Source organism: Microcoleus sp. PH2017_12_PCY_D_A (genome assembly GCF_020738565.1).
Taxonomy (GTDB): Bacteria; Cyanobacteriota; Cyanobacteriia; order Cyanobacteriales; family Microcoleaceae; genus Microcoleus.
On record NZ_JAEQCI010000063.1, the window covers coordinates 42654 to 59766 of the forward strand.

At 46.1% G+C, this 17113-nt stretch carries 12 protein-coding genes and 1 pseudogene; 9 read left to right on the forward strand and 4 right to left on the reverse strand.

Translation table 11 applies throughout. The features are described 5' to 3' along the window. Nucleotides 1-389: 389 nt before the first annotated feature. From JGK39_RS19045 to nrdJ, 3 genes are all read left to right on the forward strand, one after another. Nucleotides 390-2555: a DUF4394 domain-containing protein gene (locus JGK39_RS19045; RefSeq protein WP_293297060.1), complete on the forward strand. Its 2166-nt coding sequence runs from the start codon at nt 390-392 to the stop codon at nt 2553-2555. Nucleotides 2556-2916: 361 nt separating this feature from the next. Continuing rightward, nucleotides 2917-3204, forward strand: a complete 288-nt coding sequence (locus tag JGK39_RS19050) for a hypothetical protein (RefSeq protein ID WP_293258210.1) — start codon at nt 2917-2919, stop codon at nt 3202-3204. A gap of 205 nt (nt 3205-3409) precedes the next feature. Then, nucleotides 3410-6808 (forward strand): ribonucleoside-triphosphate reductase, adenosylcobalamin-dependent, encoded by a 3399-nt coding sequence (nrdJ, locus tag JGK39_RS19055; protein WP_293258206.1) that lies wholly within the window; start codon nt 3410-3412, stop codon nt 6806-6808. A gap of 60 nt (nt 6809-6868) precedes the next feature. Here nrdJ and JGK39_RS19060 read toward each other — a convergent pair whose 3' ends face one another. Further along, on the reverse strand, nt 6869-7087 hold the full coding sequence (locus tag JGK39_RS19060; RefSeq protein ID WP_293258204.1) for a hypothetical protein: 219 nt from the start codon (nt 7085-7087) through the stop codon (nt 6869-6871). Between the two features lie 161 nt (nt 7088-7248). Here JGK39_RS19060 and JGK39_RS19065 point away from each other — a divergent pair, with 161 nt between their 5' ends. From JGK39_RS19065 to JGK39_RS19080, 4 genes are read left to right on the forward strand one after another with little or no spacing between them, the layout of a single operon-like run. After that, nucleotides 7249-7449 carry a helix-turn-helix transcriptional regulator gene (locus tag JGK39_RS19065; RefSeq protein ID WP_293258202.1) on the forward strand — a complete coding sequence of 67 codons (201 nt, stop codon included), beginning with the start codon at nt 7249-7251 and terminating at the stop codon, nt 7447-7449. Nucleotides 7450-7470: 21 nt separating this feature from the next. Further along, nucleotides 7471-7779 (forward strand): hypothetical protein, encoded by a 309-nt coding sequence (locus tag JGK39_RS19070; RefSeq protein WP_293258200.1) that lies wholly within the window; start codon nt 7471-7473, stop codon nt 7777-7779. Between the two features lie 12 nt (nt 7780-7791). Then, the gene (locus JGK39_RS19075) at nt 7792-8274 is read left to right on the forward strand and encodes a hypothetical protein (RefSeq protein WP_293258198.1); all 483 of its coding nucleotides are present in this window, start codon (nt 7792-7794) and stop codon (nt 8272-8274) included. A gap of 4 nt (nt 8275-8278) precedes the next feature. Beyond that, nucleotides 8279-9382 (forward strand): SUMF1/EgtB/PvdO family nonheme iron enzyme, encoded by a 1104-nt coding sequence (locus JGK39_RS19080; RefSeq protein WP_293258196.1) that lies wholly within the window; start codon nt 8279-8281, stop codon nt 9380-9382. A 22-nt stretch (nt 9383-9404) separates the two neighbouring features. Here JGK39_RS19080 and JGK39_RS19085 read toward each other — a convergent pair whose 3' ends face one another. Then, nucleotides 9405-11798 (reverse strand): ATP-binding cassette domain-containing protein, encoded by a 2394-nt coding sequence (locus JGK39_RS19085; protein WP_293258194.1) that lies wholly within the window; start codon nt 11796-11798, stop codon nt 9405-9407. Nucleotides 11799-12258: 460 nt separating this feature from the next. Here JGK39_RS19085 and JGK39_RS33650 point away from each other — a divergent pair. Both JGK39_RS33650 and JGK39_RS19090 read left to right on the forward strand, forming a co-directional pair. Beyond that, nucleotides 12259-12330, forward strand: a pseudogene (locus JGK39_RS33650) (4-Cys prefix domain-containing protein); the annotation flags it as partial. 9 nt (nt 12331-12339) lie between these two features. Next, a complete protein-coding gene (locus JGK39_RS19090; RefSeq protein WP_293258192.1) occupies nt 12340-13746 on the forward strand; it encodes a serine/threonine-protein kinase in 1407 nt (468 codons plus the stop codon). Between the two features lie 265 nt (nt 13747-14011). Here the strand turns inward: JGK39_RS19090 and JGK39_RS19095 are convergent, their stop codons facing one another. Then, on the reverse strand, nt 14012-15709 hold the full coding sequence (locus JGK39_RS19095) for a trypsin-like peptidase domain-containing protein (RefSeq protein WP_293258190.1): 1698 nt from the start codon (nt 15707-15709) through the stop codon (nt 14012-14014). Nucleotides 15710-15735: 26 nt separating this feature from the next. Beyond that, a complete protein-coding gene (locus JGK39_RS19100) occupies nt 15736-16791 on the reverse strand; it encodes an RRXRR domain-containing protein (RefSeq protein WP_293184066.1) in 1056 nt (351 codons plus the stop codon). Nucleotides 16792-17113: the final 322 nt, after the last annotated feature.

The window sequence follows — 17113 nt, forward strand, 5'->3', positions numbered from 1 at the left end:
CGCGCAAATTTATACCATTTTTTTAAAATCGTGCAACACTCTTCGACCCCCCCTAGCCCCCCCCGCTGTATTGCGGGGGAAGAATACTGTTGCATTCTTTTTTTAAATTGGTATCAGAAGCAGTGTGACAGGGGCTTTAGTCATAGATGAGATCGTGGTGAAAAGTAATTTATCAAGGTACAGATCCAAAATTATAAATTCAGCGTATCTTACTAAGAGACCTCTCTAATAATTATTGTGGTGCAGGCATCCAGTCTGCCCAAAATTTGATTGTTTGGAGATGTCTAGAGTGGGAAAAATATTCTGACAGTGCGAACATTTGATTCTTGCATCGGAGAATCAAGTCGCCTTTATGGGACTGAATTATCAAATTTATAGGGGATTCGATCGTGGCAGAAATTAGAGGTACTGTACAAGCCGACTCGCTCTCAGGCTCTCCTGAAGATGATATTATTTTTGGTTTGATGGGCAATGACATCATTGCTGGGAATGCTGGAAGTGATAGCATTTTTGGTGGAAAAGATAGCGATTTAATTGATGGCAATTCTGGGAGAGATTCTCTTTTCGGAGATTTAGGGAGCGATACTGTTAACGGCGGTGAAGACAACGATTTTGTATTTGGTGGCAAAGATAATGATTTGATTTTTGGCAACTCTGGCAATGATGTTTTGTCGGGGGACAGAGGTGCTGATATCTTGGCAGGCGGAGATGGTGGAGATGTATTTGTTTTGAGTCGCTATGCTGCTGCCGAGCCTTTCCGTACTAGCGGTGGTGCGAGTTTGGGAAATGCTGATACGATCGCAGATTTTGCCGATCGCACAGATGTAATTGGTTTGGCAGGAGGTCTCAATTTTAGCGACTTGAATATTCTGGACGCTGGAAATGATACTGTTATTCAAGACCGGGTAACTGGAGAATTTCTGGCTATCCTCAGAGGTGTTAATCGAAATGCGATCGACCAAACAGATTTCACTACTAATATTAGCAGCATTGTTCCCAATCCTCCGCCTCCAGCACGGACAACGGCTTATGCTTTAACTCCCGACAATCGGATTGTCGGTTTTAGCCTTTCCAATCCGCAAAGCGTCATCACAGATTTCCCGGTGACGGGATTGCAAGCGGGTGAAAGTTTGCTGGGAATTGATTATCGGCCCGCTAACGGCGTACTTTACGGTGTGGGTTCTAGCAATCGCTTGTATACTGTCAATGCGAGAACCGGAGAAGCAAGTCAAGTCGGTAGCGGGCAGTTTGCTGTTCCCCTAACTCCAGGGGCTGTAGGTTTTGATTTCAATCCAACAGTCGATCGCATTCGGTTTGTCAATCAAGCGGGTCAAAACGGTCGCCTCAACCCTGATACGGGAAGCATTGTCGATGCTGACACTTTAGCGGCGGGAGTTCAACTCGACGGGAATTTGGCTTACCGGGCGGGCGATCGCAATTTTGGAAGTTCTCCAGCGGCTGTGGGGGCTGCGTATGTCAATAACTTTGCGGGAGGAACTTCGACAACGCTGTTTGTAATTGACAGCAATTCTGATGTTTTGGTGCGGCAAGATCCGCCGAATAATGGAGTGTTAAATTCGATCGGATCTTTGGGAGTTGATGCTACTAGCGTTCTCGGCTTTGATATCAGGAGTATTGGCGGCCGCGAAGTTGCGGTGGCGGCACTGGAAGTCGGGGGCGTTTCGGGCTTGTACAATATCAATTTAACTACTGGTCAAGCTTCCTTCGCCGGTCAAATTGCCGGCGGAAGACAGATTAACGGTTTGGCTTTGCCTTTGCCTACAGCTTACGCCTTAACTGTCAGAAATGGCGCTGAAACAATTGTCGGTTTTAATGAGGCGGCACCGCGGGCGATTCTCAGCGATACAGCAGTTACGGGATTGCAGCCGGGAGAAAGTTTGCTGGGGATAGATTTTCGCCCCGCTAACGGTTTGCTGTACGGTTTAGGAAGTAGCAATCGATTGTATGCGATCGACCCCGTAACTGGCGCTGCAAGTCAAGTCGGTAGCGGACAATTTGCGGTTCCTTTGACTCCGGGGGCTGTAGGTTTTGATTTCAATCCGACAGTCGATCGCATTCGGTTGGTCAATCAAGCGGGTCAAAACGTCCGCCTCAACCCGGATACCGGTGCAATTGTCGATTCTGACACGCTGACGGGGGGAGTTCAACTCGACGGGAATTTGGCTTACCGGGCGGGCGATCCAAATGTTGGAAATCCGACTGCGGCTGTGGGGGCTGGGTATGTGAATAACTTTGCGGGAGCAACTTCGACAACGCTGTTTGTAATTGACAGCAATTTAGATGTTTTGGTGCGCCAAGATCCGCCGAATAATGGAGTGTTGAATACGATCGGGCCTTTGGGAGTTGATGCTTCTAGCGTTCTCGGCTTTGATATTAGGAGTGTGGGCGGTAACGAGACGGCTTTGGCTGCGATCGATGTTGGGGGAGTTTCGAGCCTGTACAATATTAATTTAACGACCGGTCGGGCTTCGATCGTCGGTCAAATTGGCGACGGGCGATCGTCGATTAAAGGTTTGGCACTGACTTTGATTTAACTGCTAGATTAAGAGCGATTTTAGATTGACTTGCATTGCATTTATTCCCTCTCTTGTCTTGAAATTAGGGAGCATCTCACTTTTGCAAGAAGCATTTTTTATGGTAGTGCGAGCTGTCGCGAGCTCGCACTGTAAATGCAAAACTGAGATGCTCCCTGAAATTATCTGTGTCGATCTGCGTTGATCTACCTTGCATCTGCGGTTGATCGGCTCGCATCAAAAATTTATGGAATGCAAGTCTAATCGTTTAGGCAATTCCCAATTCCCAATTGCCAATTCCCCATTCCCAATTCCCCATTCCCCATTCCCAATTCCCCATTCCCAATTTGAGGTAACATATTATTTTGACAACAAAGATAAGATGTTATCCCAAGTTTTTTACTTGCTACGTTCCCGAGCGGATGGCAAATATCTCTCGGCCAATCCCAATCCAGATTCGGCAGTTAGTTACCTGCTGATGTTTCGCGAAGACTATGACGCTTTGAGTTATCTGAATGCCCACGCTGCTGATGTTGCCGATCGATTCGGGGTAGAATCGATTTCTGGTTCATCGGTGAAAAAGCTGCTAGAACGTTGGGGCTTTAACGGTGTGGGGGTTGTTCAAGACCCGCTGCTGCCGAATATAGAGTTTTTATTGACAAATAATTGACGTTTTACAATAGTTGTGCTTAACCCGGTTTCTAGAATAAATCGGGTTTTTTGCTGAAGTTTTGGGCCGATCGCCCGATCGACCTTCCCGAGTCCGAAGCCCCATATTTAGTGCAAATTGTGAAATTTGTCAAGCTTTTACCCTAAATCTGAATCCTGTTGTATATTCGTAGTTTGATATATTCCGACACGTCAGTACACAACCTATGGTTCGAGAATTAGAGCGATCGAGTGCCAGCGAAAAACGCAACCTGTCCGATTTTCCCGACACAGCACCCGCAGCCAATCCAGTATTTTTCAGGACGTACAGCCGCCGTACCGAGACAGGGCGGGAGACTTGGGCCGATGTGTGCGATCGAACCGTCAAGGGCCTACAAAAGCTGGGAAACCTCACCCCGGAAGAAACACAACTGCTGCACCGGATGCAAAACGAGCTCAAAACCCTCGCTTCAGGCCGCTGGCTGTGGGTAGGCGGCAGCAAATGGATCGAACAACCAGAGAACTTTTCCGGCGCCTATAACTGTTCCTCAACCAATATTCTCGACTGGCGCGCCTTTGGTTTGTTGATGGATTTGGCAATGATGGGCTGCGGCACGGGCGCCGTCTTGGAACCACAATATATCAACCAATTGCCGCCGATCCGCAACCGTTTAACCGTGACAGTCCAAGGAGAAATTGGCTCTACACCAGCTTTAGAACGCCGCCAAGAAACAGAAGTAAAAATAGACGAAAAAACCGCCACTATTTATGTCGGAGATTCCCGCCAAGGTTGGGTGAAATCCTATCAAGCTTTGCTCGAATTATCCACAGATGAAAGATTTGACAAAGAAGTTCAAATCTTCATCGATTTGAGTGACGTTCGCCCGGTGGGAGAGCCTTTAAAAGGCTTTGGCGGAGTAGCAAATCCGGTGAAATTGCCCGACCTTTATCAGCGGTGCGCGGCAATTTTGAATAAAGCTCAAGGGCGGCAGTTGAATTCAGTTGAATGCTGCGTATTGATTGACGAAGCGGCGGTCACGATCGTTGCCGGAAATATTAGGCGCAGCGCGGGGATTCGTCAATTTGATTCTAGTGATGAACTGGGCGCAAATGCTAAAAATAATCTGTGGCAGCAAGATGAAAATGGCAACTGGAAAATCGACCCCGAGCGAGATGCTTTGAGAATGGCAAATCACTCTCGCGTTTTTCATCACAAACCGACGCGGGAAGAATGTATTGATGCCGTTCGCCAACAGTATTACAGCGGAGAAGGTGCGATTCAATGGTCTGGGGAAGCCATAGCAAGATCTAACTGTGATATCTTAACAAGTCCTGAACTCAAGGATGAATTTCTCAAAGCCTACGCTCTTGGCAACAGTAAGCATTGGTTGCAAAAGCATTATCCTCACATTTCTGAAACTGAAATCAATCACCGTTTGGCTCGCTATGGTTTAAACCCTTGTCATTCGGGCGACACATTAGTTTCAACTGACCAAGGATTAGTCCCTATCAAAGATTTAGTTGGCAAGCATTTTAAAGCCTTAGTTGATTTGCGGTCTGTGGGACTAGATGGGTTGAAATTAACTGATGCGATCGCCTTCTCTACTGGTGTACAGAATACCTACTCTATCACACTAGAAAATGGGCTTCAGATGAGATGTACTGCTGACCATCAACATTTTACCGATCTAGGTTGGGTAGCAACCAAAGACTTAACCCCCGATCGCGCTATCTTCATCCAGAGAGGAGAAGGGAGTTTTGGCAAAAGTACGATCGCAGTCACTCAAGCTCAAATGTTAGGTTGGTTGTATGGAGATGGTTCAATTTACCAAGGAGCTAAAGGCTTAGACGCAGTATTCTACATGAATCAAAAGGAATATTCAACTGTATTTCCTGTTCTATTTGAAGCCGTTGAATCTTTGACAGGCTATCGCCACAAGCCCAGTATAGTTAAAGGAGTCTATACTTTTCACAGTGGCTCACCTTTGATGCACTCATTCTTTGAAGAATTAGGGATTGAGTCTAAAGACTGTTTGCCGAATACATTTCTATCTCAATCAAAAGAGGTAATCATTGGTTTCCTTCAGGGATTGTTTTGTTCCGACGGTAGCGTGAGTATTAAAGCAAAGCACATAGAACTTCGCAACCGTTCTCAGGAATTACTGAAACAAGTTCAACTATTGCTGCTCAACTTGGGAATCAAAAGCAGTTTAAAAATCAAGGAAAAACCAGGTGGCAAAGGAGTTCCATATACTTTAAAGGATGGCACTGAGAAAGTCAGTAATAACCGAGGGAGTTGGCGAATCATAATTTACTCAGGAGATGGAGCCAAAAACTTCTGTAAATTGATTGGTTTCCCACTTGTACCAGAAAAACAGCAGCGTTTAGAGCAACTTGCTATCAAACCGCAAACCAGGAATTACAGCGAAGCAGTTGTCAAACAGCGCTATACTTCAAAAGTTAAAAGTGTAGAAGAGTTCGGAGAAGAACCAGTCTATGACCTCCATGTTCCCTTAACTCACTCTTTCATTGCTAATGGTTGTATTACTCACAATTGTGGGGAAATCATCGGCTCGAATTTTCACTGCAACCTTTCGGAGGTTCACCTCAATCAACTTGACCCTTACAATTTCAAAGAACAGGAGGAAGCTTTCAGGGCCGGAGCTCTATCTGTCGCGGTACTTCTCAATCACAAATTTCTTGAACCGCGCTACCAATACAGCCGCGAATTAGACCCGATCGTCGGTGTATCATTTACTGGATTGTTCGATTTCTTCGTTCACGCTTTCGGCGTGGAGTGGCTGCGCTGGTGGGTGGAAGGCCGCCCGCAAACTCCCCAGGGAATCGCGTTTAAACGGCGGGAAGAAGAGTATTTGACTGGTTGGCGGGAGATTGTGAATCGGGTAGTATGGGATTATTGCGATCGCCATTCATTAAAACGCCCAAATCGCTGCACAACCGTCCAACCATCCGGTACCAAATCTCTGCTCACAGGCGCTTCTCCGGGGTGGCATCCGCCGAAAGCCCAGCGTTTTATTCGCCGAATCACTTTCCGCAAGAGCGACCCCGTAGCCCTCGCCTGCATCGATTACGGATACAACGTAATTCCGTCTCAATCTGACAAAGATGAAAACGGCAATTTGCTCAACAATCCCTTCGATGAACGCTGCACGGAATGGCTGGTAGAAATACCCGTTGCTGTCAGTTGGGCTGACTTACCCGGTGCCGATGAAATTGACATTAACAAATTCTCGGCGGCGGCACAAATGGACTTTTATATGCAGGTGCAAAAGTTCTATGTCAGACACAATACTTCAGCCACGATTGAATTGCGGGAAAATGAAGTCGAAAGTTTGGGAACTCGGATTTACGAAGCAATTCGCGATGACGAAGGCTACATTTCCGCAGCACTTTTAGCTCGGTTTGATGCTTTGGAAACCTTCCCGCGCTTGCCCTTTGAACCGATAAACAAGGAAACTTACACCAAGATGGTTGCAGAGGCTTTAGCGCGCCGCGAAAGTGAAGTTTTCCACGTAGCTTTGAGGCGTTATGACATGGGTGAAATGATGGATTCCGGGCCTGCGGGATGCGATTCTGATAAGTGTTTGATGCCGGAGACTAAGTAGATTTAGCGATGGCTTGAATATGAGAAATCCCCTGACTCAGGGGATTTCTTTTTTTGAGAATTAGCGATCGAATGTTCTGTAGCAAGTCTCAGGTTGCTGGGACTCTAGCAAGTCGGGGTTAAATATCACCACGAATTTCGCGCCCGGAACCAAGCGACGGAGAATCTCTAGATGACCGTCAGCATCGGATCGAGTGCGGAACTGACCAACTGTCAACCGCTGCATTTTGGGAAGCAAACGAACCATAACCCAAGGATAAAGTCGTTCTTTGTAAGGCATAATTAACTTGTCTCCATACGTATGGGAGCCAGAGCCAGTGCTGATAGGTTGGTAGCCGGGATGCACTGGCTTTCTGACGAACGCAATGTTCTCCTCTCATACTACGGACAATCTTGGGTTAAGTCAAGTTAACCATAAAAATTCTGAAATCGGTACAGTGAATGAGTAGTGTGGGCGAAAAACTCAAACAGCGACGGCAATCGCTGTCTTTGACGCAGCAGCAAGTTGCCGATCGATTGGGCGTTACTGTAACGACGGTGAAAAATTGGGAAGCGGGCCGACATATTCCAAAGCTGTATCTAGAACAGACGAAAGCATTGTGCGACCTTTTTAAGCTTTCCTTAGATGATTTGGTAGATTAAATATTTTTCAATAATAACAACATGATAAGAGGTGCGCTTCCAGATGATATTCCCACCAATTTACAAGAACAAATACTGCTGCAAGACGCTAAGGCTCAACCTGCCATCATGATTCAAGGTGGCTCTAGGAGACCGCTAGGAGATGCTCCCAGATTGGTTGCCCACTATGGCGGCAAGCCTGAAGATTGGTATAAAATGGCTAGTAACCAAACCGCAATTATCGAGGGATATGTGGCTGAAATCCATTGGTATAGAAATGCCTGCACTCTCCAAAATGTGGAGTACAAAATTAAACGCACATACCCTAAAACAGCACCTAAAAACCAGTGAGGTTAATATAATATGAAAATTCGCTGCATTGCCAACAAAGGAGCAGACTTGCCGGATAATTACCTAAATCCACCGCTAGACATTACCAAAGAAACTGAATTTAAACTGATAGTCGGTAAAGAGTATACTGTCTATGCTATCTCCCAATGGCAAGGAAATTTAGGGTACTATATTTGCGATGAGCGCTATACTTATTATCCTATAGAGAATCCAGCGCCGTTATTTGAGATAATTGATGGCAGATATTCTCGGTACTGGCACGTGCAATTAGCAACTAATGGTTTGTTAGAGATTGCTTTTGAGCATTGGTTTTCGATACCTTATTTTTACGATAAACTAACTGACGGCGAAGCAGAAGCAGTTTTGATTTTTGATAAAATCAAAGAACTCATGGACTCTGAAGCTGCAATTCCTCAACCCCAACCTTTCTCTGTTGAGGAATTGCTGGCGATGCCTCCTTTGTCGCCGGATAAACTAGCAAAAGTCCTTGGTTGAAATTATGTCAGACAATCAAAATGAACCTAGACAATACGATGCAGTCAAGGGCGGTCAAAATTCAATTCCTCTCAATGCTGCGGTACTCGGAGGCATATCCGGCGTTAAAAGTCGCTTGGCTGCGCCCGCGATCGAAGTTAGAATCGCCGCACTCTCTGAAGCGTTGAAATATGGAGAAGCAGGGGTAGATTTGATAATTGGAGCATTGCAGGATAAGTCAATGCAGGTGAAATCTGCTGCTTTTTTACTGCTGAAAGATAGGGATGAGGAGAAGACAAAACAATGTTTACAAAACTATTTTCCTATCTTTGAATTTGATGTCATCACAGTCGATTCGCATGGCAGAGAAAACAGCCGCACTAAGTCATTTGCTCACTTTTTTCCTGAAGACTTAGGTAACTCAATTGTACTAGAAATGGTTTACATTTCCGGCGGCACATTTATGATGGGTTGCCCCAACGACGAAGAGGGAGTAAATTATCAGCAAAGTCACCAGCATCAAGTCACAGTACCGGCTTTTTATGCAGGAAAATACCCCATCACTCAAGCACAGTGGCAAGCAGTCATGGGAAACAACCCATCGGATTTTAAAGGTGAAAAACGTCCTGTAGAAAATGTATCATGGGATGATGCCGTCGAATTCTGTGGCAAACTCTCGATACAAACCGGAAAAAAATATCGCCTATTGAGTGAAGCAGAATGGGAATACGCCTGTCGTGCGGGTACAACAACCCCATTTCATTTTGGGGAAACCATTACCCCGGAATTAGTCAACTATAACGGATACGGGCCCTACGCAAAGGCCCCCACAGGACTTTCCCGTCAACAAACAACCGATGTCGGGAGTTTTCCCTCCAATGCCTTTGGACTGTGCGATATGCACGGCAATGTTTTCGAGTGGTGCAGCGATACGTGGCACCAAGACTGTAACGGTGGACCAACTGACGGAAGTTCCTGGGAAACTGACGGCATAAGGGATGGTCGAGTGGGGCGTGGCAGTTCCTGGTTCAATACTGCGATCTTTTGCCGCAGTGCCTATCGTGCCATGGGTTGGGTGGGCCTTCGCTCCCCGTTCGCCGGTTTTCGCGTAGCTGTGGTTTTCGCGTAATCTCCGTAGCTAGATGACCTACTTATTTAATAATATCTTTCCGCTTTTGCAGCAGCAAAGTTGCAGTTAAATAAACTGCTGCGTGCAATCCTAAAATTCCCCAATTCAAAGCCAAGTTTTGCCAAGTCGGTTCGTAGACGGCGCTTTTCTCGAATAACTGCGGTAAGATTGTTCGATCGGGCAATTCGATCGGCTTCGGAACCATCGCGTTCACGTTAACCAAGCTACCGTAAGCACCCACAGACCAGCGGCTTACCGTCAACCACGAGATATACTGACCGATTTTCTCGATTTTAAACAAGCTTCCCAGACTGAACAGAACTCCCGAAAAAATAATTTGCGGCACCAACAGCAAAGGCAAAGCACTGTTCGCTTGACTGCCATTCTTCACAAATGCCGATACCATCAACCCCAAACTCATGCTAGCCAGCAGCGTTAAAAATACTGTAATTCCTAAACCCAGCGGCCAAGCGATTAGATCCGGTGACGGCTGTTTAAAACCAATTAAAATTACTGCGGTCATTAACAGCGTTTGCAGCAATGCCAATCCCGCCTGGACTAAAAACTTGGAACCGACATAGGGCAGTAAACCTAAATTGACCAATCTTTCTCGCTGGTAAACGGCTGATTCTTTAACAATTTCTTGCAGAGAACTTGACAAACCTACCCAAATAGCTGCCGATGTAAATACAAACAAAATTCGCAGGGCTAAAAAAGCCAGCGCTGGATCGTCTGCTGTTCCAGTAACTAGCGGTTCTATATCTTTGATTCCCGCTAGCAAAATCGGGCAAACGGCGGCAGTTAACAGTCCTAAGCCAACGTTAACTGGGTCGCGTAAAGTTAGCTGGAAATAGCGATGAGCGAGGATGAACAGTTGTTTGATTGGAGAAACTCGGGCTGGTTGGGTAAGTTTGACGGGAGGTGCTTGTTTTTGCGGTGCTTTTGGACTCAGGGGCGCGGTTATGTACCGCTGGTAATAAGCGGAATTGCGGTATGTATTCGCCCATTCTTTGATGACCTTTTCGCCGATTTCTAATTCGTTGTAAATGTTGGCAAAGTCTGCTTGATTCACTCCAAAGAAATTGGCGGCATCTGCGGGCGGCCCGAAGTAGCAAAGGTAGCCGTTGCGGCCGAGGAAAACTAGGCGATCGCACAAACTGACATTTGCCGTAGCGTGGGTCACCAAAACCACCGTCCGACCTTTATCTGCCAAATTCCGCAGCAGTTCCATCATCTTTTTATCCAGCCCCGGATCTAGTCCAGAAGTTGGTTCGTCCAAGAAAAACAACTTCGGATCTGCAAGCAATTCGACGCCGATGCTAACCCGCTTTCTCTGTCCGCCACTAAGGTCTTTTACAAGGGTTTTTCGCTTGTCCAACATCTCAATATCGGTCAGAGTTTTTGTCAAAACTTGCTCGACATCGACATCCGGCGGCAAGCGCAATTTAATTGCGTAAGTTAGGGCTTCTGTAACTGTCAATTCGCCGTGAACGATATCATCTTGCGGCACGTAACCGATTAAAGAACTGTAGCATTCAAAGTTTTTCCGCAGTTCTTCGCCGTTGACGTAAACTATCCCGCGATTTGTGGTTTCAATTCCCAGCAAGGTTCGCATTAATGTAGATTTGCCTGCGCCGCTTCCTCCGACTAACGCCACTAATTGTCCGGGTTCAATTACTAGGGAAATATCGTTGACGAAAGGTCGGTTTAAGTTAATGGCTTCCAAGCCGATCGCATTTCCCGGATCGATAACTGTTATTTCTTCATTTTGATAAATTAGCAGAAAAGGGCCGATGCGAATTTTTGCACCTTCGGTCAATATAGCTTCATTTTTAACTCGTTTGCCGTTAATAAAAACGCCGTTAGCGCTCTTGTCTGTGAGAACGTAGTCTCCGCGTTTGTTGGCGTCGATCGCACAATGGCTGCGGGAGACGATCGGCGAATTTAACTGTAGCGTAGAATTGCGATCGCGCCCCAAGACGACCGATCGATTTCTCAGAGACACAGATTCCCGCGATCGCAAACTCGCCAGCGCCGGACTTCCGGGATTGAAATAAGTCACCCGCACCGGATTCCTCAAATCTTTCCCGACGCGCAACTCGATTCCGTGCCGCAAAATGCAGCCTTGAGTCGGAGTTACAGGAGTTTCATTCGGAAGTACAAATAACCCGCTACTGCTGGCTTTGAGGCCATCGCCGTCATAGATGCGGTAGTCGTCTCCTTCTTGGCGCAAAATTGCTTGACATCTGGACAGCTTTCCCCAATCTTGGGGAACCAGCAAGTCAGCTTTGTCAGGATTCCGCCCCAGTACGTGTTCTGTCTTGGTCAGTTCCAAGCGTACCACTTCGCCTTGATAGTCGATTTCTAAATAGGGGCTGGCGATTAAGTTTGTTTTCTTATGGGTTTGACCTGTCATAGGATTTTAGATTGAAGAATTGAAGAATTTTAGATTGTGCGAGAATTTATTATCCAGCATCCAGCGTGCCAGCTTTTTTAGTGCGATCGTCCGCCATCGCACAGGTGATATAGGGAGCATCTCAGTTTTGCATTTACAGTAGTGCTGTCCCCGCTCGCGTATTGTACAATACGCGAGCGGGGACAGCACTACAATAAAAAAATGCTTTTTACAAAACTCAGATGCTCCCGGTGATATAAGACTCCCGAGCGTCCCAGCTCGCACTCCAACAAAAAAAATGCTTTTTACAAAAATGAGATTCTCTTACTCAGTATTCAAAACATGAGTAATGTTATACCATGTTTAATAATCAATGCTGACAAGCACCCCACTAATCCCAAGCTATTTGCTAATTCAGATAGCTATCATCAAGCTGCTGTGGCACTAGATACTATTTTTACCAAACTAATTTCTCCCTACCATGAGCTACTGCATTAATCCCAACTGCCGGCATCCTGAAAATCCTCAAACTATCAATTTTTGCCAATCTTGCGGATCTGAGTTGCTAATCAACGCACGCTATCGGGTAATTACTGTTTTGGGACAAGGAGGATTTGGTAAAACTTTTGCAGTCAGAGACAGAGACGGTACTCAGAAAGTTTTGAAAGTTCTGATGAACAACGATACTCTGGGCGTGGAACTTTTTCAGAGAGAAGCTAACGTTTTGCAGCGGCTGAAGCATCCGGGACTCCCCACAGTTGAATCTGAGGGCTATTTTACTTTCAGGGTTAAGGGTACTGATAAACCTTTGCACTGTCTGGTAATGGAGAAAATTGAAGGTAAAAATTTGCAGCAGTGGCTGGAAGCTCATAACTATCAACCTATTTCCTCGGAACAGGCTATTGACTGGTTGACACAACTGACGGAAATCTTGAATCTCGTTCACAATCAAAATTACTTTCACCGGGATATTAAGCCGCAAAATGTCATGTGCCGGTCGAATGGGAAATTAGTATTAATTGATTTTGGGGCGGTGCGGGAAGTTACAGAAACTATTCAGAGAGCAACTGGAGAAGTAACTCGCATTTCTTCCATGGGTTACACTCCCGAAGAACAAAAAAAGGGCAAGGCTGAGCCGCGTTCTGATTTTTTTGCGTTGGGCCGGACTTTTGTGTATTTGCTGACGGCTCAAGAACCGAGAAATTTGCAGGAAGATCCGCGATCGGGTAAATTGATTTGGCGGAATGTGGCGACTCAAACATCGAAGCCACTAGCAGATTTGATTGATGATTTGATGGCTTATTTTCCGAAAGACAGGCCGAAGGATACTCAAGTTCTTTTGCAGCGACTTGGTAAACTGAGCGATCGCCCGCCATCGCCATCTCCCGATCGCAGAACTCCTAGATTTGCTTTGGGATGGAAGCCGGCTTTAATGGGACTCGGAGTTGCTGGGGCGATCGCCATTTCCGCCTTCGCAATCCAACATTTCTCTAAAACTCAAGTTGAAAATTTATTAAGTTATCAAAGTTCGGCCCATCAGTTTAAAATCAAATACCCTGAAAAGTGGGAAAAACAAGAGTTACAAAATCCAGTAATTAACGATGTGGTTGTATTCATAGCCCCCAAAAAGAACACCGCTGATGCTTATCAAGAACAAATTACTGTCAGCATAGAAGATTTGCCAAAACCGATGTCTCTCGATGAATACAATCAATCGTCTCTCAAGCAAATTAAAACAAATTTTACTGATGTTAAAATTTTAGAAGAAACTCCTAAAACTATTGCCAATCATCGAGGTTATACAGTTGTTTTTGATGATAAAGACGGACAAACCAATACAAAAAAAATGCAAACTTGGACTTTGATGAATAACAAAGCTTACGTGATTACTTACACTGCGGAGAAATCAGAGTATTCGGAATATTTGAAAACCGCTGAAAATATGATGAATTCCTTTGAGATAAACTAATTCTATTGTTTGTAGTAAGGACTTTAGTCCTTATTTTATCAGAGGAGAGAGGACTGAAGTCCTTACTACGAACCTGGAAAGGACTGAAGTCCTTACTACGAACCTGGAAAGGACTGAAGTCCTTACTACGAACCTGGAAAGGACTGAAGTCCTTACTACGAACCTGGAAAGGACTTCAGTCCTTACTACGAACCTGGAAAGGACTTCAGTCCTTACTACGAACCTGGAAAGGACTTCAGTCCTTACGAAAGGACTTCAGTCCTTACTACGAACCGGCTTGATTTTGCCACTTTTTGCCGAAATCTGTCAGCGTTTCCTTGGGAATTTGCTGCTGCAACCATTCCAAAGCCCGATTTTGGTGCGGGTGAAGGCCGGCCCGATCGTACACTTTGCAAACATCGACCAAATTAATCGGCTTGTTACCGACTCTTGCTATTAATTGAGTGCGCCACTCTTCAGCAAATTTCTGCATTGTTGGCGCCGGAATCCGGCCCTGCAACCACTCCAAAGCTCTCTCTTGGTGAGGACTTTGACCGCTGAGGTCGTAAGTATTGCAAACATTAACTAAACTCAAAAACCCGATCGGCCCTGCGGCTCTAGTTTGAGGTGGATTTACTCTGGCTGCGGGAGTAGGTGCAGGCCTTGTCGCAGGTGCAGGCTGGGTAACTACATTTTGCTGCGGCAAACTGCTGACATTTCTGAGCTGCGTACCCACACCGCAAGCTAAATTATTTCTGCCGTAATTCGGATCGGAAGGGCGAACATTGATTGCTGTTGTGGCTTCGCAGACAATCGAGACAGTTGTCGGATTCTTTAAACTGGCGTTTTCTTCCAAGAAAATTGCTCCGACATAAGCTTTCATGTCCGCAGATTTCGGTATTGCGTAGTGAAAAGCGCCTCTGGTAGTGGTGCGAATTGCAAAGTTGTAATCCTGCGGCAATAAAATACTAAAGGTTTTGGCGATCGACGGCACAGAATTGAGAAAATCGCGGTTGCGAACCACATAGGTTTGCTGGCCGCGCACCATTGCACTAATTGCCGACTCCGCAGGTGATAGCGCTTCCCTAGCTGCGATGCGTTCCGGTTCTGGCGATGGTGCTTGGGCCTGTGGTGCAGGGGCTGGTGCTGGTGCGGGGGCTGGTGCTGGTGCTGGTGCGGGGGCTGGTACTGGCGCTGGTGCTGGCGCTGGTACGGGGGCTGGGGCTGGGGCTGGTGCTGGTGGGGGGGCAGAGGTTATAGCAGGTGGCGGTGCTATTGCGACGGGTGGATTCTGGGCTGAGGTCGATCGGGCGTCGCCCCTTATTTGGTTCCGTCTCGCCAGAAATATCTCAAAAGGAACGCCGTAATTCTCTACAGCCTGTTGAAGCCGCACGTCAGCTTTACCGTGAGTTGCTACCACACGGCCGTTGCTGTCGAGAACCGGGCCGCCACTCATACCGGGGAGAGATGCGCCGTCGTAGGATAGTTCGTAACCTTCACGAGAACCGGGTGCTCTACCGTTGACGTTGACAGGATAAAAGCGGTAGCCGCGTTTGGTATCAAATTGTCCGGGACTGGGATAACCTGCTACATAAACTGTTGACCCAGGCTGCAAATTTGCAGAGGTCGCAGTTTGAGCGACTCCATAGTTATTTTTGCTTTGGAACTGCAACACTGCTAAATCTGTTCCCGGCACGTTTATGGCTTCGTAGATTTTGTAACGCATACCGTCGCCAGTTTGAATAAAGCATTCACCAGTAGTTGCTACGACGTGATTGGCAGTAAGGACTGTATAATTTTCACCTTGACGCTCAATGATCGAGCCCGATCCCTGACAGTCGCCAGCGATCATTACTGTAAATTTTTTAGCAATTTCCCCGATTTCGGTTCGTTCTAGTGCTGGTGCTGGCAGAATTTGCACTGAGACGACGATCGCCACCGCCCCTACCAATGTTGTTGGAATTCTGCTATAAAATTTTGTCATCAGAAAAATGGGTTTGAAACCCCGTCCTAGAAGGACGGCTTTACAATGTTTGCAATGCGCCACGAGTTGTAAGCCAAAAACTTACAATCTGGGGGTAATGCGTTTTGAGTTAGACGCTTGCCAGTTTTTAACTCGTGCAAGCTAATTGTTTTTCGGTCTGGTTCTTTCTTTGTAGGAGATTCTTGCCATCCGCCAACATAACAGAACCCATATTTAGGATGTTTAACGATCGAACCACGCTTAAACCCCGCACTTAAAGTGCCACCGTACCGAGAGCGGATATGACCTGTAGAATGCTGCAAACGATGGAGTTGCCTGCGATGAAACTCAAGAGAGATTACTTCTATTAGCTTGGTATTATCAGGTTGAATGTGTCCCCCTGTATACCAATTAGCTAATACCCAAGAATCAATGCAGTGAGCCTCAAACTTCTTCGATAGCTTCTGTTTGGATTTTTTGAGTCCTAAACTTTGACGTAGCTCATAAGTATCGTTTCCCGATCTAATCTCAAGATGGGCAATCTTTCTAATCTCACAGTAAAACCACTTTTTGCCCACTTCTAAAGGACTAAACGATACATTCCACACGGGCGATCCGTTTTTCCTCTTTTGTGCCTTGATGTCCTCTACAACAAATGTCGATATCGGAAACATCAATGTCAACCAGTTAGCTATCCTTAACTTCCACTGCCATCTTGATGCCGTGGATGGGGGGATACGATTTTTGTTAACCAGCCTGTTAGCTCTATTTTGGCGGCACGGCGTGTTCCGAAATCGACGAGATCGTCGCATATTGCGCCTGACCTCTACACGGTCTTTTACCCAATCAATTGCATGAGTTTGGATATTTAAGTAAGTATGCGATTTGGATTTAACGGTAAATCCTTCGCGCTTGCTGCCTGGATCGATGCCAACCGCTATGGGTTGATAGTTGTGATTTGAAGGTTCTGCATTTAGTCGGATGCAAAATACTCCTTTTTTCCAGAATGGTGTTGCCTTGCCTGATTTGATCCAACGCTTAGCACGGGCGTTGGTAGTCGGCATTAACGGTCTATTTTCACTGTTGACAACGGGTACAAACATTTACGGTAAGTCCTATTTCTAGGTGTATATTTCCCTTCGCCACTGACTGCCAGAGCGGTTAAAAACTAGAGAGGCATTCTTAACGTCTTGCAGGATACCACTCCCAGGCAGTTCAGTCTGTCTTTTAAGGACGTAGGCTAGACACTGTTTTAGTCTTGAATCAAGAAGGTGGTGAGTCTTCCTCTTTCAAGCCCCACGCCTTGATAGCTGGGGTTAGTGACTGTCCAATTATTTAGTTTAGTTTAAGGAATAGTAGGGCGGGTTTGTATATATTGTCGATCGCTCAAATCGCCACCAAGCCAAAGCACGAAATATCGCACAC